This is a genomic window from Amycolatopsis sp. YIM 10 (genome assembly GCF_009429145.1).
Taxonomy (GTDB): Bacteria; Actinomycetota; Actinomycetes; order Mycobacteriales; family Pseudonocardiaceae; genus Amycolatopsis.
This window is the reverse complement of sequence record NZ_CP045480.1, coordinates 4,465,603-4,487,646: the sequence shown is the minus strand read 5'-3', so window position 1 is coordinate 4,487,646 and position 22,044 is coordinate 4,465,603. Positions and strand designations below refer to the sequence as shown.

Here is a 22,044-nt window from a genome sequence, read left to right as displayed (position 1 = left end):
CACGCTCGGGCCACGGTTTCCTCGCCGGGTTCCAACACGGCGCCAGATCCGGTCACGGCTACTCCCATCGTTCGGTACAGGCAGACATGCCCAGTTCCGACGGGATTTGATTCAGCCCTCGCGCCAGCGCTCCAACCCCGGGAACTCCTCCGCAGCCGCCGCGAGCTGCGCCTGCGCGCGGTGCCGGTACCGGTGCGCAGTCGGCTGGCTCACCCTGAGCAGCGACGCGAGCTGCCGGTCGGTCGCCACCCCGTCGCGGCCGATCTCGTGACCGAAATAGCGGGCGATCAGAATCGCCGCGGCCTGCCCATCCAGCCGCTTCTGCTCCACCGCCCACGCCAGCAACTCCAGCACCTCCACCGACGCATCCGGCTCCGCCAGGCGCTGCACGACCTCAGCATGGAAGGCGTCATCGTCGACACTGCCCACCTCGACAGCCGGCTGCCCCTCGTGCACCCCAAGCTCCCGCAACGCGGCCCGCTGAGTCTCATACACCAGGTTGATCGCCACATGGTGCGGCCGCCGCAGCGGATAGCACCGGACCTGCTCCCACAGGTACCCGATCACCATCGCCTGCAGATCAGCGTTCTCCTCCGCCGCCGACACCCCACCACCAGTCACACCCCGCCGCGGCCCACCAGTCGCCAACGCCGCCCGGCCCGCCCGAATCACCCGGCCGACAATGCCCGGGACCGCGGGGATCATCGCGTCGACCACGATCTTCGACGCCACGATCCCCTCGTCCCCGAGCGTGGCCGCCCGCCGCAGCAACGTGAACAGCACCTCGTCCTGGCGGGGATAGTCTCGGCTGGCCAAGACCGCGACGAGACCAGCGTGATCGGCGACCTCGGCCAACGCCGGATCATGCCGAGACCACGACCGCAACGCCTCATCAAACCGAGTTCGAGTCCGCGGCTGCGACAGCTCGGCCTGCAGCGCGCTCAGCGGATTCCAGGCAGCGTAAGAGCGAGGTTCCTCCGACATGGCAACGACCCTTCACACGACGACAAGATCGTCGTGAGCGTCGAAACCGCCCCTTGCTCAAGGGCTGAGCCGCATGCTTGCCCCGGGCAAGGGCAAGCTGTTCGCCACTCGATCAGGCGACCCGGCCGATAACACTGAGGCTCGGACGACGTCGTAGATGGCTGCGCGGCGTCGTCCTCCGACCGTGTGGCCACGGGCGCGAATGCCGTCCAGGAGGCGATCTCGGGAGAGGCGAGGGCCGAGTTCGGCGGCGACTTCACGTGCGACTGGCAGGAGATCGCTGACATCGACACCTTGTGTCGGCTGGGATGGCCTTCCGTCTCCGTCCGGTCCTGGCAGCAGTGGCTCGATAAGCGGTGGGCATTCGGGCTCAGGCGGCGCAGCAGATCGCCGGAAGTGCGATTGGTGCTGGAGCAGTTTCCGGGTACGGCGGCGGAATATGCGGCGGTTACGCCGAAACTCGCGGGCGCGGCGGACTTCGGTCAGTGCCGTGGTCCAGGCGACGTGCGGGTCGGTGAGGTTGTCGCGAATGGCGAATGATGTGGCTCTTATGGAAATGCGCGGGTAGCGAAGCCAGCGAGCCACACCGAATCGTGGGCGTTGTGGTGGCAGTCGCCCCGCGTGTCGTTGTCGGTGCGCTTGGCGTTCGCGGAGTTCCCAGCCGGTCACCGAGCCCAGGTAGAGAGCGGCGAAAACGACGCCGTTGAGGCTGGGTTGCGCCCAGCCGGTGGAGCCGTGGCGATAGTTGACGCCTGCGGCGATGAGCACGACGGTCCACATGCCGACGCGGTAGAGACCGGCGGAGTCGTCCGCGGTGCGGGCCTTATGGGCCAGACCGGCCATGGACAGCCCGAGCGGCTCGAGCGCAGTGGCGACCATCCCGGCCAGCAGCACAGGTTGCGCGGCAGCCCGAAGCGCCTCGAACTGGAACCACCACGCCGACAGCGTGGCGATGAGGATCGGCGCGGCGATCAACGCCTCTCGCGCGCCAACGCTCGCCCGGTGCAGCGCCGTCTGCTCGCTGGCCGTGGTGGATTCGGTGGGGTCATCAGGCGCTCCTCAGGGCCAGAGGGTGGGGTTCACCGGTGAGCATCGCGAGCGCGGTCGCGATCTCCTGCAGCGTCGCTTTGGTGTAGGTGGCGATGGTGGGCGCGTTATTGCTCGCCGAGGTGAGGTGGCCAGCGAAGCCGCGGGCGACGGCCGGGCCGTAGTGCCGCTCGACCCAGGTCAGCGTGGTGTGCCGAAGCCAGTGCGTGGACACACCCTGGGTCCGTGCCCAGGGCAGGTGAAGGCCAATGCGCTCCCAGCGGTGGTCGTAGCGGCGTGTGGTGATCGGCTGCCCCGATTGATACCTCAGCAATTGCCGGTGAGCCTCCACCGCGCGGCACCGGCTGCCACCGGGTGGTCGTTCCCTTCTCCCTGAGCATCACCAGGCATTGCTCGCGATCGAGATCTTGCGGCCGGAGGTTGAGAGCCCCCCGGGCGGCGAGCGGCGGTCTCGGTGTGAAACCGGACAAGCAGGGCATCCAACTCTGGGTCGTTGCCGGTGGTGGCGGCGGTGTGGTTGACCTCGGCGAGCCGGTCCGCGGGCAAGGCGTAACGCAGGGATTCCTGGCGGCGCGGCTTGGCGACCTTCGCCGCGGCGTTGGCGGCGGGGTCGATCAGCTCGTCGTCGGCGGCGTGCCGGTAGAGACAACGCAGCGCGGCGATGAAGGTCTCCACCGCGCTGGTGCCGCCGCGGCCGTTGCGGCGGCGCACCACATGGGATCGGATGTGCTCGCCCAGTTGCTTGATCTCGGACGGAGTGACCGTGTCGAGTGGACGATCGCCCCAGGCTTCGACGGCGTAGTTCCAGTAGGGCTGGTAGGTGCCGCGGGTCCCCGCGCTCACCGCCGCGGCCACGACCGGGACATAGGCCGCGAACGTCGGTGCCGGTGGCCGGGCCGGGGCGGTGTCGAGCAGGTCGGCCGCGGTCAGGCCGAGACGGGACAGCAGCAGCCGGGCCGCATCCAGGTCGGCGGCCCGGTCGCCGCCGGTCGCGAGGCCGGTCACGGTCGCTCACCGCCCAGCAACGCGGTGTGGTGCGCGACGAGCAGATCGTGCACCAGGCCGGTCGTGTAGATCAGCAGAGCCGACCGGCGCGCGACCGCGGCCAGCAGAACCCGGTCGCCCGGCCGCAGCCCATGCCGAGCCCGCAACGGCGCCGGAACCTGCAGCGAGCCGGACAGGGCAGGGTGAAGACCCCACGCGGATCGCGGCGGATGATCACCGTGCCGGGCTCGGCGGTGATCGTCAGGGCCTCGCCGCGAGACCAGCCGAGCGTGCGCAGCAGGCCCTGCTCGGCGAATCTGCCGGACGCATCGATCTTGGCCATCGCGTACGCCACGGGCACGTCACCGCAGAGCCGCGGCACGGACGCGAGCGGAAGCGGACCTTGATCAACCACCGCCTGGACAGGCTGACCCGACCGCACCGGGATCAAGGGAGTGATGGGCTCGTTCACCAGCACCACCCGCCTGAAGACGGACGGCACCTATGAGCTGAGGTTAGCCTGGAGAAGATCACCCAGCCGTGAAAGGCTGGGGCCAGAGCACCGCTCTGCGAGTTGAAGTAGCTGCGAAATCGGGGATAGAGCCCGCATCTGTGTGTCCGAGGGGCGACTTGCACACTAACCACACGGCTACAGTTGGCTGGTTGAGCGTCGGGATTCGGCCGTGCCCGCGCCAGGATCAATCGTCGTCGTGATTCGCGACGTAGAGTGGCTCGTCCGGCTGTCGAGGAGACGGGCGTCGGGGCCCTCGGCCATGCTATTCGCGACATCAGCGCTTCGTTCGACACTGTCCGACGACGTGGTCCGCTGGAAGCCGACCAGTGCGCAGGAGACGGCTGATGACGGCCTGCGCTACTGCAGCTCCCGGCTGTGGCCAGAGTCGACCATCTGCAAGGTCCCAATGTCGCTCAACAAGCGCTCGTTGGCAGTCGCCGTGCGTCGCGTCTTGTTACCAGTAGGCCCGCTACACCCTCGACGCCAGCTTGCACTTGATCGTGGAAAACGTGCTGCACGCCGAACGCGATCGCGACACGTTGACGAGTTGCGCGTGTGTGCTGCACACACACGCGGATATCGCGACGGCAAGGTCGCTCGTCGGGGCGAATTGCCCGGTCAGGAGTGGAGATCACTCGAGAAAAATGTCGACGCAGGATCGTGCAGGAGCTTAGAACCCTCCTTCTCCTCTGCTGACTGCCCGGTCCAGGCGGTGACGACGTCGACCGGGCCGTCAGCATTGTCCCAATTCCGGGTCAGAACAGCCTGTCCGATAACTCGCTGTCCTGGGCGGTCGCGCAGTGGCGGGCTAGTGGGCACCCCGCGCACATCGGTGCTTGCTTGTGACAGTGGAGCTGGCCGATCAGTCGCAGCGCGGCCATTCGCAGCGGTGCTTTGGAGTCGCCCCCTACCAAGCGGGATACGTCGACCCTGCCGTCGGTGAGGCTGTTTGCCCGCTCCGAACTGGTGTTGAGTACACGTGACGACACGCGGATGACCGGCTGGCTGGTCAGCAGAACGTCGTCGCCCGCCAGCAGCTTCAAAAGGGCGGTCTTCCCAGGTGGGAGAGCTAAGACGTCCGGCATGTCTTGGGGGTGCAGCCAGAGCTTCCTGTCGTTCTGCAACTGCCGTAAGTGCGTGACCGCTGCAGCAGCTCCGCGCGTGACTACCGCTCGTTCAATGAGGTCCACCGCTCGCTTGGTGACCCGCCCTCTCGTGGCCACTTCTCGGAAGCCGGAAGCGTACGCGGCCACTTCAACGGGTGACGGGTCCAGCATCGCCACGACCGCGGCGACGGGTGGGGGCAGCTGGTCTCCGGGAAGCACGCACCAGTAGCTCCCGGCACGCCGTTCCTCGGCCCAGGCGGCCAAGTGCTTTGCGAGAACGCGCCAACGGTTCCGCCGGGCCTTGTTGGTGACGGGCACCGGGACCAAGACGGTGGCTGCGGCCTTGCCCAGGACCGGCGGCACAGCGTTACCGATCTGCTGGAACGCGTGGCTGCGGCTGCCCGCGAAGCGGAAATCGTCAGGGAACGTCTGGATACGGGCGGCTTCACGAACAGTGAGTGTGCGGTGCTCGGACGGGTGGATGTACCAGTAGCCGTCCTTCGCGATGTGCGCGGTGATGGAGCGACTCAATTCGTTCCAGTCCAACCGCTTGTACTTGTCGTCGAATGTTTCCGCCGTGTACCTGCGTAGGCTGGGATCGATGTGAGCATAGAGTGTCTTGGACGTCATCAAGGAGAAGATTTCACGATCGTCGTCGCGAACTGGTCGGGTCATGTGATCCCATACCCTCTGCCCGCCAATGCCCCGTCTCATCGCCTTGGCGAACTCCGACATCTCGCCAGTGGGCGAGTAGGGCATGTCTCGGCAACCGGTGGTGCGGCCGAGGCCGGGTAGGTCGGCGATTGCGTCCCGTACGGTCACCGCTTTGCCAGGGCTGGGCCAGGTGAAGGTGTCGCTGTCGAGGCGGGCGAGCAGGATCAAGCGCTTGCGATGCTGGGGAACGCCGTACTGCCAGGCGTCGACCAGTCGGAGGTTGGTCCGGTACCCGACATCCTCCAGCATGTTCACGATCCGCCGCACGACGTGGAAGTCGTCGCCCAAGGCCATGTCAGGGACGTTTTCCATCAGCACCGCACGAGGCTTCACCTTGAGCACGACATCGACATACGCCCGCCACAGCTCCTTGCGTTCGTCGAACGCGTCGCGCACACCCGCGTCCACCAGACTGCGAATCTTGCTGCGTCCTGCCCTGCTGAACGGTTGACACGGTGGCCCGCCGGCGATGAGATCGATGTCGGCGCGCTTGAGCATCTTGATCAACGCGGCGCGCTTCTTCGAGTCTCCCAGGTCGATGTCGAGCGCGAGACCGGGAAAGTTCGCCCGGTGAGTCTGCAATGCGAATTTGTTGTGGTCAACCGAGGCCGCGACAGTCCACCCGGCATCGGTCAAGCCAAGGCTCAAACCACCGCCACCGGAAAACAAGTCGACCGCGAGCCGGGCACCGTTCATCACCCGTTCGGTGCACCACTGCTCGAAGGTTTCCTCGGTGCACGCGTCCGGGTGTGTCGGCAACTGGAGGAGGTCGCTGCGCTCGAGCTTCACCGCGTAGACCGCCACGTTGCCTCCTGTTCGAACAGGGACCCGCGTGGGACCTCCACCACCGTAGATCTGGTTGTGCTCAATTTCTCCATGCCACTTCCCGGGACCGGCCCACTCGGCCGCCCGACGCGCTAACGATGAACGGGTATCAAGTCGCCTAACCGACGAGGACGTTGGAAGGAGGAGCCCAACCCATCGCGCGGACGCGGTCCCAGCAGGCGGTCTTCTTCGCCCACTCAGTGACGTTTCCGCCGCTCGGGGGTGAGGTGAGCACCCGGCGCACAGCCTTGGCAACGTCGGGTACCGCCGTGACGATCGCTTCGGGCAGCGTCTGTTCGCGCCAGAGCCGGTCCAAATCGAGCCCGCCGAGCGTGTGCACGATCAGGGACACGGTGTGCGCAGCTGTTTGCCCGAGGTAGCCTCCGAAGTTCTGCTTCTGGATGACCGACCTCACCTGGCGGAACACGATCGCCTTGGCCACCAGGTGGCGGAAGTAGACGTCGTCGGGGGCTTCGCGCTCGGCTAGTCCCTCGTCCGATGTCCACGTCCGGAAGCACTTCTCAGCGCCTTGGCACACGTTTTCAGGCCGGAGCGAGTAGGCGTACTCGTACTTCGCGGCGTCGGTCTTGCCGAATCGCTGTCGCACGGGGTTCTCGCGGTCGAACTTGCGACGCGTGGCGGCAGTCGTGAACCTGTTCTTCTCGACGTCGTATTGTCCGCGCACACGCTCGTAGTACCAACGAGTCTGCTCGACGTCGACACCGAGAGGGTTCACCCAGATGGTGCGGGACCACCGCTCCAGCCCAACGTGGAAGCGGCTGTTGCCTTCGAAGTCGGCTGGGGTGACGGCATTCTGCGAGTTCGCGTAGCGGGAGATCTCCGGGACCATGCTGTCCAGCCGGTCGTCGGGGATCAAGGTGATCTTCGCGGGCACGATGACCTGGGCCAGGTCGATCCCCTTGCGCGCAGCGTGGTGCAGCGAGGCGGTGGTCTGCCCACCGTTGACGATCTGCAGCTCGGTCAGGGTCCGCAGCACCAGTCCGCTGGGTGTCCGCTCGAGGTCTGCGGCACGAGCGGTGGCGGAGACGCCGTTGTTGTAGGCCAGGAATCGGCCTGGTTGTTCCTTGATCGTCTCCGCGATTCCCTTGTTGACCTTTCCCCTGGCCTGGAGATACGCGCGCACGTTGCGCTGGAGCAGGCGGCTGTGGTGCTCGTCGTACAGGTCGGCGAGCAGCTTCCCCGGCAGCATAGCCATCAGGCAGTGGTACCCGTCGGCCTGCTCAGGTGACTCCAGGCACGGCACCTCGTAACCCATCTTCGCGACGTCGATGACGATGTCCTCTTGGTGGGCGCCCGAGCTGATCAGCTTGTGGAGGCGGTTGACGTCCCACACGTTCACCAGAGTCGGGAGGCCAGCGACGGTGGCCTCTTCAGCTCGGCGCAGCCCGGTCTTCCCATCGGTGAAGACGAAAATTTTGATCATCTGCAAGTGGGGCCACGCGTTGTGGATGTGCTCGACCATGTCGTAAGCCGGGCTCGACCGCTCGAGCTGCTCGTGCAGTCCGTTGCGGCAGAAATCCGCGAACGCGCCCACGCGGCGCACCAACTGGGTGAGCCGCTCCCGCTTCAGAGGCTCGACGTCCAAGCCGTAATCGGCCGTGACGAGGTGCAGGATCGTGCCGTCTCCCGTGATGTCGTACCCGGCGACCTCGACGCGACGGCTCTGCCAGGGCACGAACAAGTAGCAGGTTTCCAGGTCGTCCAGTGCCCCGTCGTCGATCAGATGCTCGCCGACCAGGGTCACAAAGGCGTCCCGTGCCATCAGCTCGGGCTCGGCCTGAACCCGGTCCTCCACTCTGCGCCGCAGCTCTGCTGCGAAGGCGGCGAGTTCGCCGTCTGTCACGTCGTCCCCCTGGTTCGGCGTTGTTCGATCACGAGTTCTGATTTGCCGCGCGCTATGCGCGCGAGTGCGGCCAGCCTCGGCCGCAGCGGTTCTGGGGCCACGACCGCGGCTCCGGGGTGGTCTTCGCCCCATGCGGAGCGCTGTGCGAGCGGTACCTCGACGAGCACCCTGGCCAGTGCGGCGCTCTCCGCTATGTCCAGGCCGTCGAGCCCGAGCCAGCCACCGCGCGAGAGGTACCGGCCGTCGCATCGCACGTAAAAACCCTGGGAGGCCCGCCAGTCGGCCGGGTTGCCGATCGAGTCCACGTCTCCGGCACGCAGGAGATCCGGGTGGGGAAGGACGCGAGGACTGGCGACCACCGAGTACCCCGCGCCGGTCACCCGTTCCTCCCCGAGGTGTTGTCCGGCCGGGTTGCTCCACAGGAACGGGTCTTGCGCAGTCACCGCGCATCCGTTGATGTCGATGCCGACCCTGCGCTCCAACAACTCTCCGAACACCACGCCCAAGTCGCGGAAGCACCGGTCGAGGATCGTTCCGAGGTGTGCACTCGCGACTTGCAGGCGTGGGACGCGGAGCAGCACCACCGACGAGCGGTCTACCTCGCCCTCGGCCAGCAGTCCTGCGGGGAGCGTCCGGGAAGTGCGATGCAACCACCACGTGTCCGTGTCCACCGCAGAGGTCAGCACGAGGCAGGCCGGGGACGCTTGCGACTCCCAGGTGGTGATTTCGCCGTACAGGGAAGCGGCGACACCGAGGGCCATTGATCCGCGCGACACCTCGTGTCCCTCGGAAAGCGTCGAGAGCAAGGTGTACCCGGCGAAGGCCGCACCGTCGTGGACGAGCGCAAGCCTGGAATTGGTACCGGAGCCCGCGCTCCTGAAGCGGATGTGGCGGGCACCGGATTGCAACGCGCGGTCCACCAAGGCGATCAGCATGTGCCCCACGGCGCTGTCGCCGCCCGCGGCGCCGAGCCGCTCCACAAGTCCCGACCCCGTAGCGATCTCCGTGCCGATGAGGCGCTTCTCGTGAATCGGTGTGCGCACGACGTTCGACCGACGGGTTGGGCGCTTTGGTGGGGCAGTGGGAACGGGATCCGCGCCGCTGGCGACCAGCCCCACCTCCGCAAGCTTGTCACGCAGGTTGCTCTTCGCCTTGTTTTCGATCTGCCGCACCCGTTCGCGGGTGACCGAAAAGCGCTCACCAATCTTCTCCAGGGTGAGGTCGTCACCACCGTCGAAACCGAATCGGAGCTTGAGCACTTCGGCTTCGCGTTCCTTCAGCACTGACAAGGCTTCCCGCACGAGTTCGGCGCCGAGTTCGTGGTCCAGCACGTAGTCGGGGTTCGAGTGGTGTTCGAGCGGAGCGGGAATCAGCTCCGCGAACGACGTCTCGCCATCCACGCCCATGGGTGCGTCCAGGCTGATCACACCCTTGGACAAGCGCAGGCAGTCCACCACCTTCTCCCTGGAAAACCCAGTGCGTTTGGCGATCTCCGCGATCGGGACAGCTTCCTGATCGAGGAGCAGCCTGTTCCGGACCGCGCGAACCTTGCGGACTTCTTCGTATTTGTGGACCGGCAGCCGGATCGTCGCGCCCTCGTCGGGAACTGCCCGGCCCATGTGCTGGTTGATCCAGTTCACCGCGTAGGTGGAAAACTTCAGCCCTCGCGAGCCGTCCCACTTCTCGATCGCCCGCATCAGACCCAACAGCCCGTGCTGGTGCAGGTCCTCGTAGTCGAGGCCGGCACCGAGGTGCTTCGTGATGCAGGACCCTACGAGGCCGGTGTTGTGCAGCACCATGGCGTCGAACGCCTTCGCCCGCTCGTCGTCGCTGCGCAGCGTTGAGCGAAAACCCTTGGGCAGTTCCTCCGCGAGGTCTTCATCGGTGAGCCGCATCAGCTGCGCCAACCCGACTTCCTCCTCAGCCGTCAGCAGGCGTTTGGCCCGCCCTTCGCTCCGCATCGGTGCGGCGAGCACAGCGCGGGCGCTGTCGACAGCTGAACGGCCGGGCAGTGGCAGCTGTTCTGGTGCGCCAAGAGGAGGAGCGGGGAGCGTGGTGGAAACCACCTCCACCCACTCGTCGCCGGCCGCCTCTCGCGTGCGGTCGTCCACCAAGGCAGGAGGGAGTCCGCTCAACGCAGTGGGGCGTCCCACACCGGAATAGGAGAGGAACAACTCCGAGCGCGTCGTGGGGCCGAGCACCCGCAGGGCGTTCTCGAACCGGAAGCGGTCCTCCACCTGGTCGAGCCCCGCCAGCACGATGTGGTCGAACCGCATCCCGACGGCGCTGACCCAGGTCAGCACCTTGACTCCCGGATCGGATGCGGTAACCGCGGCGTGCTGCGGGACCCTGGCACCGGACAGGTGCCACTGCGTCGTACCATCGAACAGGTCGCCGATTCCGTCCTTGAAAACTCGCACCATTTCCCTGGTCGGCAGGAGTACGCCGATCCGCCGGTCGCGGTGCGCCGTCGCCTGATCCACGACGAACCGGATCTCCTCGTCGACGTCCTCGTGGTCCACCAGCACTGGCCGCGGACCTTCACGACGGGAGACGTCTACGCGGGAAGATCCATCACCAAGGTGCTCTAGCAACTGGTCGATCTGCGCGGTGCCGCCATTGACGTCGTGCGAGGTCGTGGCGGCGTCCGCTCCGAGGAGAGCGGTGAGGTCGTCCAGTGTCGTACCGGAGTCGTCGACCGTCTGCACGGGGTCAACGAAAACCGTCGCCTCGATGCTCAGCAGCCGGAGCACCGTGTAGAAGTCGGGTGGCAGCTGCTGCCCTTGGACGACGATGACATGCCGCCGGTCCAGCGGCCGGACGTAACGGGCCCGGAGGTGCCGCTTGAACTCCCAGAAGTCGACGTCGTAGTTGTCCGTCTCCGGTTGCCTGACTCGCAGCACCGTGCGCCACACGTTGGCGAAGTAGGAGTGGTAGGTCATCACCGTGTCTCCACGGCTCTCGAACGGCATCATCGCGCGGATGCGACTCGTCAGCACGCTGGACCGGGTGATGACGTGGAGTTCCTTGCCACGCACCCGCAAACGGCGATATGCCGCGACCGCTTGGTCCGCTTGATCGACCCCGGGGACAGCGGCCACCACGGTGTGACAAGGTGCCTCCTGAACCGGAGCGCGCAACGCGGCGCTCATAGCGCGCTCCCCGGCACACCGTCGACCATCGAAGCCAGGTCCTTGAAGAACCCGAACTCCGGGTCGAGCAAAAGACGCCTGTCCAGCAGCCTGTTCATCACCTCGCAGCTCGTCTCCGGTGTCAACGAGCACGCGTGGCACGCCGCCAAGGACAACCCGTCCGGCCCCTGACCGGGGTGGTCCGTGCACACGGGGTCGAACGAGCACCACCGGGCCGAAACGATCGACATGTCGAGGAGCCTTCCCAACCGGGGGAACTCACCCATTCTGACGAGGCCGCCGAGAGTGCCTTCCACGTCACCGGCCGCGGTGTAAACCAGTACGCCGGCCATGGCGGGGCTTGTGCCGTTCTTCGTCACGTACAGGCGCTCGCGCAACGCGGAAGTCGAGTAGCCAGCTTCGAAGGCAGTGTTGCGCAGGAGCAGGTGCGCGAAGGTGTGCAGGAGCACGAAGCGCGGTGTCGGCTCGGGGAGCCACTTGGCTCCCTTGTTCTCGTGCCGTTCCACCAGCTTCCGGCACCGGTCTACCACCGGGCCTGATCGTTCCCAGCGGACGAGGGCTTCCTCGTCGAACCTGAGGAAGAAACCCTCGCCGAACACCTCGATCGCCGGCAGGAAGTCGCCGTCGAAACTTAAGTTCGACGGCACCTTTTCCTGCATTGTGTGGCGCTCGAAGTGCGTCAGCACCCGAACTTCGCGCAGGCGGTCGACCAGCACGACGTCTGCGATCAGCTCTCGCCAGCGGCTCGTCGTCCCTCCGGCGTCACGGAGCGGCCGATCGGATCGGCGCGAGATGAAAAAATCCCGGTCATCGTGGTTCTCCTGAGGGTCGATCAGGGCCGCCCACTCGTCCGGACGGATGTTCTCCGGGCCGCCGTTCATGGCGGCGCGCGGGTCACCCCCCTCACGGGCCAAGGCCGCCTCGACCTCGGCGACGGAAAGCCCGTACTCGTCGGCCGCGATCTCGATCATCTGCTTGGCCAACTTGTAGCTGGGTTGGCCGACCAGGAACTTGAACTCCTTGCTCCTCATCAGCGCCGCGAGCGGGTCGCTGACCGTGCTCCACGCCGATTCCGGCGGAATGTCGATGGCGCTCTCCACGGTGGGGAAGTACACGCTCGACGCACCGCGTTGCTTCGCCACTACCTGCTCGGAGCACACCGCGGCATCCCTCTGGTCTTGCCACGGCTGCCTGCCCGAGCACTTGCTGCCGATCTGCGCCAGTCCGATCCTGGTGGTGAGACCGTCTAAGGACCTCTCACCACCGCACGTTCCGCAGCGCACGACGAGCGAGTTGAGGCCACCACCGACATCGGCCTTGTTCAAGAACTTCAGGTCCGGCCGCTGGCACTGGTTCTGAGTCCGGCTGCGGCGAACCGCGGAGTGAGCCCAGCCGACCCAGTCCACGTCCGACAGGTGCCCGTTGGCGCACACCGCAACGAACCGCATTGGGATGAGCTGCTTGCCGCCGGGGCAGTGTTGGCAGGACGGGGCGGTGTTGGCGGCCTCTTTCTTGTACGACCACCGGCTCATGCGTCGGCAGCTTGGGCAGAACAGCCACTGAGGGAAGCGGTAGTAGGGGATGGGCCAGCGGGGTGAGGGCGCCGCGAGCGAGTCCACCTTCAGATAGGCGGCCAAGCGCGGGAAGTCGATGGGCATGTGTGGGCCGCGCCACTTCCCAGCGTCCTCCACCACGAACGACTCGCCGACGAGGTCGATGATCGCTCCAGGGCCGAAAGGACTGATGATTTGCGAACGCCGGACCTTGCGGACCGTCACTTTCTGGCCCCCCTCACTTCAACTTGGACGTCCACGTCGACGCTGCGCATCGAGTCGAGCGTGGCCCAGCCGTCGCCCCGGTCGGTGAACCGCTTGAGCAGCTTGGGGCGCTCGCGCCCACCTTGGCTGTAGCGCAGGCCGCCGGCTGGCTCCGCATCCACTGCCCGCTTCACCCACGTCTCGACGAGGTCGTTGAGGTGAACCTTGACCCGCTCCAGTTCGGTTGCGTCGGCTCGTTCGACTCGGCCGAGGAACTTCCTGACGAGCACGGTGAAGCGGTCGTCGTCGGGGTCGAACGACGCGGCCTCCTGATCACCCGACAAACCGAGCGCGTGGCGCACCAGCACGACCAAGTCTGCGTGAAGGGCCCGCAGGCGCGCCGGCACCGAGAACGGGGTCACCGAACTCGGCTCCACCGAGCGGTAGAGGCTCGCGTGGTAGGGCGTGAACGACTCGTAGTGCGACCGGTCTCGCGGCTTCGACGGTGAGTAGACCGTCACCACAAGGCCAGGGCGGTCGGCGCTCCGCCCCACGCGGCTGGTGGCCTGGATGTACTCGGCGGTCGTCTTCGGCTGGCCGACGACGGTCATGACGCCGAGCCGGCCTACGTCGACGCCGACGGAAATCATGTTTGTGCTGGCCAGGAAGGCGACGCCGTCCGGAGCGTCGTGCGGTTTCTTGAGCCGGTCCAGGCGTTGCGGGATCTGTGCCGACACCACGTTGCTGGTCAGCTCAACTACGTTGTCGTCGTCGAGGTGCCGCACGTGGTCCTCGGCCTGTGCGATCACCTTCAACCGCGACGGGATGTCGTCAGAGGCAAGGTTGATCGTCTTGCCCAGCTCGCGGAGGCTGTTGTGGTAGACGACGAGCGTCGAGTATGCGTCCTTGGCCGCAGGCGTCAGGTCGACTTCGAGCGGTGCCTGTAATTGCGCCGCGGTGACGTGGATGAGCGCGGTGAGCGGTGTGTGCCCTTGGGGCATGACCCCCATGTAGGCACGGCCGGGCCGTTCGCGGTCGGTGCGCACGAAGTACGAGTCGGCCGCGTCGACGCCCGCTGGCGGGAACAGCGCAGCAGGCCGTCCGAAGACACCTCTGGTCTGCTCGTCGGCCCGGCGAATGGTGGCCGTGGCAGCGACGATCTTGGGCTTGTTGCCCCGATGGGCCATCAACACGTCGAAAGCAGCTTCGTAAAGGCCGACGATAGTCCCGAGCGGACCGGAGATGAGGTGGAACTCGTCTTGGATGATGAGTGACGGACCTTGGTGGGAACCCGCGCCTAAGAACACGCCGGCGTCCTCTTTCCAAACCATGCGGGCGAACTTGTCGACCGTGCCGACCAGCATGGTGGGTGGGTTCAGGTAGAGGTCTTCATCCACGGACGACATGGGCAGCTCGGTGCGGAAGGGACACTTGTCGTTCACGCACCGCACTCGGAAGGAGTTATTCGTAGCTGAGATGCCCCAGCGCTGCTCGTCGTCCGGGCTGCTCGGCACGATTCTGGTTCCGCACCACGGGCAGGACTCTATCTGGAAGCCCTGGTCGCTGGCGGTGCTGTCACGCAGCCGTGCGAGTCGTCGGCGGGCCTCCGCGAAGCTGTTGGGGCTGTTCTCTCCGCCGACCCACAGGCCGATCGACACGGAGTGGCTGCCGAGCTGCCCCCGGTACTCGGAGTGGTCCCGGCGCACCCGTTCGCAGGCGGCGATCATGGTCGCGGCGCGCTGAAACTGCTGGCTGGTGAGCAGGCGCAGTGTGTACCTGGTGATAACCGTCGTGCCCGCTCCTGCATCACCCCTGGTCAGCCGGCGGTGAAGGATGGTGAACGCCGCGAGCCCGAGATACGCCTCGGTCTTGCCGCCACCGGTGGGGAACCAGATCAGATCGACCAAGTCCCGGTCTTCTTCACTCTCTTCGGCCACGCCTTTCACCGTCATCAACAGGAAGCCGAGCTGGAAGGGGCGCCAAGCGTAGTCGAGCGAGTCGTAGTCGACCGTCGGGTCCGGTGCATCTGAGGGGGCGTGCGGCGAGCCACCGAGGTACGGCTGGCTGTGCGCCATCTGCATGACCATCACGCGGTTGGCCAGTGCGAACGCCTTGAGCGCGTCTTGGTCCTCGCGCAGGAAGTCGAGACCGCCCAGCATGCGGTCCCTGGCACGCGTGGCGCGGTCTCGCAACCGCTGAGCGGCGGCGTGGAGTCGCTGGTCGAGGTCCGCCGATGCGGCGTCCCAGGTCTCCGTGATCCAGTCCGAGTACCGGTCGACGAAGCCTGTCAGGGCCGCGAACACGGGGTCAGGATCGGTGGCGATCGCGGCGAGGTCGTTAAGGCGGACGGCGTTTGCCACATCGGGCAGGGCGAAGTCGACGTCGGGCACGACGTGCACGGGGAGGAACGACGTGCTGACCCAGGCGGGCTGGTCGCTGGTGGTGTCCCAGCGGGCCGCCGTCCCGTGGCCGACGGCATACACCGGCACGTCGCGGTACTGGAGTTCGAGTTCTTCAGCCTCTTCGTCGCTGTGCGATTGCCCCTGTGCCGGATAGCGGATGAGCGTGCCCTCTGCTACCGAGCAGCGCAGTTCGACCTGGAAGAGGCAGTCCTCCGGGTTCACCGCCCGGCGCTCTTCCTGCAGCTTGCGGTTGACCAAGACGACGGTGACGATCAGGCCGTCGGGGTGCGGACGCCAGGTGACTTCAACGCTGGCTGCCTCGTTCCAAAGCATCTTCCTCTGGCTCGCCCCAGAGGGTGGGGGCTCGACCCGCAGCGCTTCTCCCCCCACAAGGTCCAGCGGTTCGCGTTGCCACTCGTCGTCCGCGGTGGTTCGGTACCGCGCAGCTCGCACTTCCACCATGATCGCGGACCGCTCCGCGGTCATGAAGCTGATGCCGGTCGAACTCGGCCGACTTTGTCCCGCCAGCGTGATGGGGTCCTCGTCATCGTCATCGGGGAGCGCCCCCGCTTGGTCGTCGACTTCCTCGGCATCATCAGCTGGGAAGCTGACATCGGCGGAGGACGGGGTGAGCGACATCGGGTACAGCACAGCGGTCAGGTACCGGTGCTGCGGAGCCTTCTCGTACAGCACCTCGTCGTCACCGTCGACCGGACCAACCAGTTGAACGTGCAGGTAGTCGATCACTCGGTCGCGATCCGGGAATCCGGTGGTGTGCAACCCTGTCACTCGTCTTCCTCCGATGCGCCCGATTTGACTACCCAGAGCGCGGCCTTGGCGCGGGTCATGCCCACGTACAACTCGGCGCGTGCTGCCTGCTCATCCGCCGTCTCGTCCACCTCCAGAAAGACGTACCGGCTCTCCAACCCTTTGAAGTCGGCGACCTGCGCGAACCCGACGCGTCCACGGCCGGGCCTGCGCATGCGCATCAGGTCCAGCACGTCGACCCGCTCAAGCCACTCGACGGGCAGTTCGACGAAGACTGATGCGGCCAGATCGTGCGGTGACAGCAGCACGACTTGTTCGAGCGGCACGCCGTGCTCTTCCAGCTCGGCCAGAGCCGTAGACACTGCGATGATCGCCTTATCGCGGTTCTCCTCGACCACTACGACCTCGCGGCCGTGACCGGCCGTGGTCACCCCCAAGTCGGCGCCGGTCCGCTCCTGAGTTGCGCGGACGATCTCAATGGTGTTTCGACAGTTGTCCATCAGGTCGACGAAGGTGGGACGGTGCGAGTCCAGCCTGACCTTCGCGTCGTCCTCGTAGCGCCCGACCAGTCCCCGCTGGTTGTTGGAGTCGAGGAAAAAAGCCCAGCGACCATCGGCTAATCCGCCGACCAGCACGCTGTCCAGGACGTTTAGGTCCCGCCCGTTTATGACGTCCTGTGCCTCGTCCACCACCACCACGTCGAAGGTGTCCGCACCGAAGGTTGACACCTCGTCGAACGGGACAGCGGTAATGCCGTCCAAGTCCTGCTGCGAACGAATGAAGGCTGCCAGGACGTGGCTGTGGCAGGTCAGCAGGATGCGTTCGCCGGAGTCCCGGACACGTCGACACATCTCCACCGCCAGCATGGTCTTGCCCGTCCCTGCACCGCCCTCGAACACCAGCCGCGGATTTCTCCGGTGCTGGTCGAGTGCCTTGTACTGGCTCCTAGTCAGGGCAACGAGTTCTTTCTCCACCATGTCGTCGAGACGGCGCAGGGACAACACACGGTCGAAGTCGGGACGGAGGACGTTGAGGTAGCGCTCGATGTCATCGGCGGACAGCGAACCCCGGTTGCCCGGCTTGGCCTCCCAGAACGCGCCCAACCGGTCAAGACAGTCCGCCCACCCCTCGGAGGCCAGGCGAATAGAGTTCATCACCATCTCGGGAGTCCACTCCACGCTGACCGCGTCGAACTCGCTGTCCGGGAAGACAACGCCATACCCGAACACGGTGCGCTCGACCAACTCCGGGTTGGAGGTGGTGCGGCGGAGGACCTTTGTCAAGGCGAACATGCTCGTCTGAGCCTGGTCGAGCGGGCTCTCCTTGAGCCGGTGTCGCTTGCCCTTGAGGTCGCGCGTGTGCCACACGTCCTTCTTCAGGTGGATGTCGCCTCCCTTGACTTCAAGTACCAGCATGCCGCGTTCGCCCAGCAGCAGGAAGTCGATCTCGCAGACCCGCTTGCGGTCGTGCTCGGGGAGGTTGGTGCTGTGCATGGCGTATTCCCACCCAGCCACTTCGAGTGCGGCCAGCTGGGAGAAGATCTCCTGCTCTGCCCGACTGGCACCGGGATGCACCGATTCCGGGATCATGCGCACGGTAACCTGCCTGCATCGCTACGAGCGGGGAAGACGGTCGGAAGCTTGTTCGGGAAGTTCAGCGGAGTCCCCCTATGAATCACCTGAGCAGCCGTGCGCGAACGGTCCATCGCTGGTTCGGGTGACATGGTTACATGGTGCAGAAGTGAGTTTTGATCACATGTGTATATCGAGTCTCCGCAGCCGAGCAGAGCACCCTTGGGACCTGCAGTGCGACAACAAGATGAGACCATCTGCGCGACGGCCCCTAGTCGGGTGAATAATGTGCGTGCCCAAGGGGCAACTTGTACACGCTAACCACACGGCTCGCACCGATGTAGATGTAGGGAGGCGGCCCCTTCAACAGCTGTAGCGGAGGCCCGTGAGCTCCGGGCGGTGGTCGGCCGGACCGGTCTGGCAGGCTGACACGGTGTTTGCACGTGATGATGACGGTGTTGAGCTGAACGCGGAGTTCTCCGTGCTCGCCAGCGGCGAGCACCTAAGCTTGGTACTGGAGAGCGCTGGCGGCCGGGGCGCCGGGTCGAGGCCGCGCAACGACCAGTACGTGCCCGCACTGACGCTGCTGCTCGATCGGCTTCGTGACCGGCAGGCGGTGTTGGTGTCCGGCGTGGTGGCGTCGGCGCGGACGGCGCACCTGCCGGAAGAAGCCCGCAGTATCGTCCCAGTCCTGGTCGAGTTGGCCGCGCAACGCGACATCAATGAGGTGCGGCTGCAGATCACCCGGGCACAGGGGCGAGTTGGCCTGCCGGATGGCGCGGCGAAAGAGGGAAACAACCGAAAGCGAATCGAGCTGCGCCTAGCGGTACCGGGCTACGGTTTAGATGACGCCGGGCAGCTTGCGGCAGATCTCGCTGCACCCGCCAAACCGGTCTCGAACACAGTACTGCCGCCGGCGGACGAACTACTCCACCACCTTACTGGCGAGACCATCCTGACCGTGGCCGGCCGACCGAACAAGATCCTCGGAGTCCAGGACGGAGCGGCTCATGTGGCGACCGACCGGTCGCCCAAGGGACAGCCGGTCGCCGTCGCCGACGTCCAGTACGGGCTCGACTTGCTCGCCGAGCGTGGCTCGGTCCGGGTTTCGGTCGACGAACTCGGTCACCGAAGCGCCTTCGTAGGGGCCATACTCGCAACTCTGCCGCACGTTCGCGTCACCCCGTCTCCGGCGACGGTGACGCTGGCCGGCCCGGGCGACGAGCCCGAAGCGGACGACAGCCACTTCGGGGAACTCGACGTGCTCGCCCAAGTCAAAGTCCGGACCGAACAGGCACAACTGCGCCGGCTGCTCGGACAAGGCCGCGACTGCGCACCCTGTGCGTTGTGCGGCGACGAATTCCCGGTGCAATTCCTGGTCGCCGCACACGTGAAGAAACGCGCAGCCTGCACCGACGCCGAACGACGGAACCTCCGCGCCATCGCAATGCTCGCCTGCAGCTTCGGCTGCGACGCTCTGTACGAGTCGGGGTGGGTCACCGTCGACGAAACTGGCCGTATCCAGACAGTAGGACTTGACGAACTTCCAGCCGGAAATCTCAAACTGCGCTTGGTGCATCTGACTGGTCGCCGGTGCGACGCTCACCGGGCGGAGTCCGAGCCGTACTTCGCTTGGCACCGCAAGACCACGTTCCGCGGTAACCTCACCAGCCGACCCAGACCTTCGACGCGTACGAGCTAGCCTGTATCGCCAGCCTGTTCTGTGTGGCGCTCGGCTTGCGCAGTTCGAATCGGTAAGTCGGACCCCTGACGGTTGAGAGGTTAAGAGATCGGAATAATATGAATAAACACAAGAATTGGATCACACACAGATATTTCCGCACATACCCTATCGCCAGCCGACTGGCGCGGGTTGCAAATAATCCCGACTTCCACGAGCTGGAACACTTCTTTGTCGAAGATGGAGTGCTGGAATTTACTCCCAACTGGCAGAAAGATACCTTGGTTCACAAGTTTGCCCGCTGGATCGCGGACGAGAAGTTCATCGAAGATACCTCCGGTCCTTACGTTCTCGAATACAAAAGAATCGAGAACGATTCATATGAAACGAAGCGATACCTTCCTGTCGATCTATGCATGATCGCATACGGTTTCGACCTGGAGCCGTTCGACATACCCCCACCCGATGGAGAGATGGTGGAAATTGGGTCGAATGTATTCGAATGGCAAGAGTCCACGAAAGTTGCAGATTTATGCTACGACTACATGCTGAACGATCTGGGTCCAAGTCAAGCCTACGCCGAGCTACTTGGGCAGATTGCAGATGAGGTTTTCCATGTCGTTTTCATTAACCGCATACTCATGGCTCAATTAAATGAAATGATTGCTATCAAGGTAGCGGAAGTTGATCCGGATTGCATTGCAGAGTACGGAGATGGCGCGAGAAATTTTTCGCGCAACGGATTCAGGCTCAAGCGTGGTGCGCCACCAGACTGGGTTCGGCGTGCAGTATTTCATCGCGAGAAGGGGAGGTGTGCCTTATGTCGAGCTGACCTGTCGCCAGTGCTGAGCTCTATCTCGGAGCACCAGTTTGATCATATCGTCCCAGCGTCAAGTGGGGGGCTCAATGATATAACTAACATGCAACTTCTATGCGAACCCTGCAACAAAAAGAAGTCGAATTTATCGTCGGCAACTAGTGCTGTTTATCAAAAATGGTACACGATTTGATTGTCTAGCTCGCTAGATGAATTAATGGACACTCTTCGACGGTAGGACCTGCATGAAATAAGGGCAATTTGGACTCTTTTCCTTGGGGGCTGCATGGTTTGTTTCGCATATTCGAGCGTGTGGTATCCGCCCATGGAGGTTGGCTTGCCGTTACGCCAATTGCCGTGCTGAGACCCGTCGCGGGTGCTAACAGCTCTGCGTACGCAACACGGATCAATCGCTGGCAAGCGATCTCCGTTGACGGCACCCAGCAGCTCGCCAGGCCCTTCGCGGTGCGGATGCCGGGGGCTGTGGACCACGCTGGTCGACAGCCGTCGTGTCAGGGCGATGGCGTGTCACGTGGGACAGGTTCGGCCAAGGCGTCGGTCGTGTTGTACGTCCGCAGGTGCCGGTTGATGGTTTCGGTGGAGCAGTCGAAGGCGGCGGCGAGTTCGTCGATGGTGAGGTTGAACTTGGTGCGGAGGCGGCGGCAGACCTCGGTGTTGACGTCGGGGCGTCGTTGGGAGGCGGTGGCGTGGCTGCGGCGGATGGCGTGGAGGCGGTCGAGGCTGGCGCCGCGGTTGAGGGCGCACGTGGTGAGGGTGTCGAACGTTGTTTGATGGGTAGTGACCGCGGCAGGGTCGTCGGTGCAGGTGGTGGTGAGTAGGTCGTTTGCACAGAGCCACGGGTGAAGCTGGTCGCCGCTGAGCAGGGTGAAGCCGGTTTCGGTGGCGGTGTGGCCGCACTCGGCGAAAGGGAGGATTTGGAAGTGAACGTGGGGCTGTTTCACCAGCTTGATGAGCTGGTCGAGCTGCCTGATCATGGTGCGGCTGCTGCCGGCGATGTTGTACAGCGCGGTTTCACCGAGAACGACGTGTAGCTGGAAGGGCTGTTCGCGGTTCAGGAGCCAGGTGCTCTGCTGGACGTGGTACTTCGCCAAGTCGGCGGTGGTCTGCTGCTCTGGGCCAGGAGCGTGCTCGTTCACCGCGGTGGCGTAGTCGTCGGTTTGCAGGATCGGGGGCAGCAGGGTCGGGGCGTAGGTCCGCTGTTCGGTGGCGGCGGACTGGAGTTCGTGGAACTGCTGGTAGCGGGTGGGCACGGTGGCGGCCGGTGGTTCCTTGCTCGCGCGGACGCGGAGAGCACGCAGCCGTGTGGCTTCGGTGCCGGTGACCTCGTACAGGCTGAGCAGGGCCTTGAGATCGGACGCGGTGACGCGCCGGGTGCCTTCTTCGGTGGCGTCCAGCCGGGTTTGGGGCCAGGACAGGTGCTCGGCGACTTCCGCGGAGTCGAGGCCGGCGTGCTCGCGGTACTCGCGGAGTTCGAGACCAAGCTGTTCGCAGTGGCGGAGCAAAGGAGCCTGGTCGCTGGCGGGAGCTGGTGCTGATGAGGTCACGGGCTATTCCTGTTCGGGTAGAGCTGCGAGGCGGGTTGAGATGTTGTGGTCGAGGTGTTTGAGGAGCGTCTGCAGGTTCCGGAGTTGGGTGGCGTCGAGGCCGGGTTCGTCGATCTCGCGGGCGAGCCTCAGCGCGACCGGGCGGAGCCTGGGGTCGAGCACGTGAAGCAGTTCCGACAGTTCGATGGGGTGTATTTCGTCGTCCCTGGTCGTAGACATGCGTGATGCCACCCCGTCTTGGTTGAGGGAGCCCGTCACAGCGGTTGTGACGGCGCGGAGAGGGCACTGACCTG

General features: G+C 65.2%; 15 protein-coding genes. 2 read left to right on the top strand and 13 right to left on the bottom strand.

All coding sequences use genetic code 11. The features are described 5' to 3' along the window. Positions 1-111: 111 nt before the first annotated feature. From YIM_RS21595 to YIM_RS21550, 11 genes are all read right to left on the bottom strand, one after another. Positions 112-855 carry a hypothetical protein gene (locus YIM_RS21595; protein WP_228004880.1) on the bottom strand — a complete coding sequence of 248 codons (744 nt, stop codon included), beginning with the start codon at positions 853-855 and terminating at the stop codon, positions 112-114. A 186-nt stretch (positions 856-1,041) separates the two neighbouring features. Continuing rightward, positions 1,042-1,959, bottom strand: a complete 918-nt coding sequence (locus YIM_RS21590; RefSeq protein WP_153032069.1) for a DUF2637 domain-containing protein — start codon at positions 1,957-1,959, stop codon at positions 1,042-1,044. Between the two features lie 73 nt (positions 1,960-2,032). Continuing rightward, a complete protein-coding gene (locus YIM_RS49225) occupies positions 2,033-2,245 on the bottom strand; it encodes a hypothetical protein (protein ID WP_228004879.1) in 213 nt (70 codons plus the stop codon). Positions 2,246-2,337: 92 nt separating this feature from the next. Then, complete coding sequence (locus YIM_RS48620; RefSeq protein ID WP_228004878.1) at positions 2,338-3,036, bottom strand: hypothetical protein; 699 nt, start codon at positions 3,034-3,036, stop codon at positions 2,338-2,340. Positions 3,037-3,106: 70 nt separating this feature from the next. Next, positions 3,107-3,397: a hypothetical protein gene (locus tag YIM_RS21580; RefSeq protein ID WP_153032068.1), complete on the bottom strand. Its 291-nt coding sequence runs from the start codon at positions 3,395-3,397 to the stop codon at positions 3,107-3,109. Between the two features lie 887 nt (positions 3,398-4,284). Then, entirely contained in the window at positions 4,285-6,153 is a 1,869-nt protein-coding gene (locus YIM_RS21575) for a DNA cytosine methyltransferase (protein WP_228004877.1), read from the bottom strand. 139 nt (positions 6,154-6,292) lie between these two features. Beyond that, positions 6,293-8,038: an AIPR family protein gene (locus tag YIM_RS21570; protein WP_228004876.1), complete on the bottom strand. Its 1,746-nt coding sequence runs from the start codon at positions 8,036-8,038 to the stop codon at positions 6,293-6,295. Then, positions 8,035-11,190 (bottom strand): RNA polymerase sigma factor RpoD/SigA, encoded by a 3,156-nt coding sequence (locus YIM_RS49220; protein WP_153032066.1) that lies wholly within the window; start codon positions 11,188-11,190, stop codon positions 8,035-8,037. Before YIM_RS49220 ends, YIM_RS21570 begins: the two co-directional genes overlap by 4 nt. Beyond that, positions 11,187-12,968 (bottom strand): DrmB family protein, encoded by a 1,782-nt coding sequence (gene drmB / locus YIM_RS21560; protein ID WP_153032065.1) that lies wholly within the window; start codon positions 12,966-12,968, stop codon positions 11,187-11,189. Before drmB ends, YIM_RS49220 begins: the two co-directional genes overlap by 4 nt. Next, on the bottom strand, positions 12,965-16,096 hold the full coding sequence (locus tag YIM_RS21555; RefSeq protein WP_228004875.1) for a helicase-related protein: 3,132 nt from the start codon (positions 16,094-16,096) through the stop codon (positions 12,965-12,967). The genes drmB and YIM_RS21555 overlap by 4 nt, the downstream gene beginning before the upstream one ends. 38 nt (positions 16,097-16,134) lie before the next feature. Continuing rightward, positions 16,135-17,706 carry a nuclease-related domain-containing DEAD/DEAH box helicase gene (locus tag YIM_RS21550; protein ID WP_228005013.1) on the bottom strand — a complete coding sequence of 524 codons (1,572 nt, stop codon included), beginning with the start codon at positions 17,704-17,706 and terminating at the stop codon, positions 16,135-16,137. Between the two features lie 415 nt (positions 17,707-18,121). On the opposite strand from YIM_RS21550, the gene YIM_RS21545 reads away from it, so the two are divergent. After that, positions 18,122-19,390 carry a hypothetical protein gene (locus YIM_RS21545; RefSeq protein ID WP_153032063.1) on the top strand — a complete coding sequence of 423 codons (1,269 nt, stop codon included), beginning with the start codon at positions 18,122-18,124 and terminating at the stop codon, positions 19,388-19,390. A 98-nt stretch (positions 19,391-19,488) separates the two neighbouring features. After that, positions 19,489-20,379 (top strand): HNH endonuclease, encoded by an 891-nt coding sequence (locus YIM_RS21540; RefSeq protein WP_153032062.1) that lies wholly within the window; start codon positions 19,489-19,491, stop codon positions 20,377-20,379. A gap of 319 nt (positions 20,380-20,698) precedes the next feature. Here the strand turns inward: YIM_RS21540 and YIM_RS21535 are convergent, their stop codons facing one another. Both YIM_RS21535 and YIM_RS21530 read right to left on the bottom strand, forming a co-directional pair. Further along, entirely contained in the window at positions 20,699-21,751 is a 1,053-nt protein-coding gene (locus YIM_RS21535; RefSeq protein WP_153032061.1) for a helix-turn-helix transcriptional regulator, read from the bottom strand. Positions 21,752-21,754: 3 nt separating this feature from the next. Then, positions 21,755-21,970 (bottom strand): hypothetical protein, encoded by a 216-nt coding sequence (locus tag YIM_RS21530; RefSeq protein ID WP_153032060.1) that lies wholly within the window; start codon positions 21,968-21,970, stop codon positions 21,755-21,757. Between the last annotated feature and the right edge of the window lie 74 nt (positions 21,971-22,044).

Excerpts from the sequence above, each read along its gene's own strand:
- YIM_RS49220 (WP_153032066.1), bottom strand. The coding sequence starts at position 11,190 with ATGAGCGCCGCGTTGCGCGCTCCGGTTCAGGAGGCACCTTGTCACACC.
- YIM_RS21550 (WP_228005013.1), bottom strand. The coding sequence starts at position 17,706 with ATGATCCCGGAATCGGTGCATCCCGGTGCCAGTCGGGCAGAGCAGGAG.
- YIM_RS21540 (WP_153032062.1), top strand. The coding sequence starts at position 19,489 with ATGAATAAACACAAGAATTGGATCACACACAGATATTTCCGCACATAC.
- YIM_RS21530 (WP_153032060.1), bottom strand. The coding sequence starts at position 21,970 with ATGTCTACGACCAGGGACGACGAAATACACCCCATCGAACTGTCGGAA.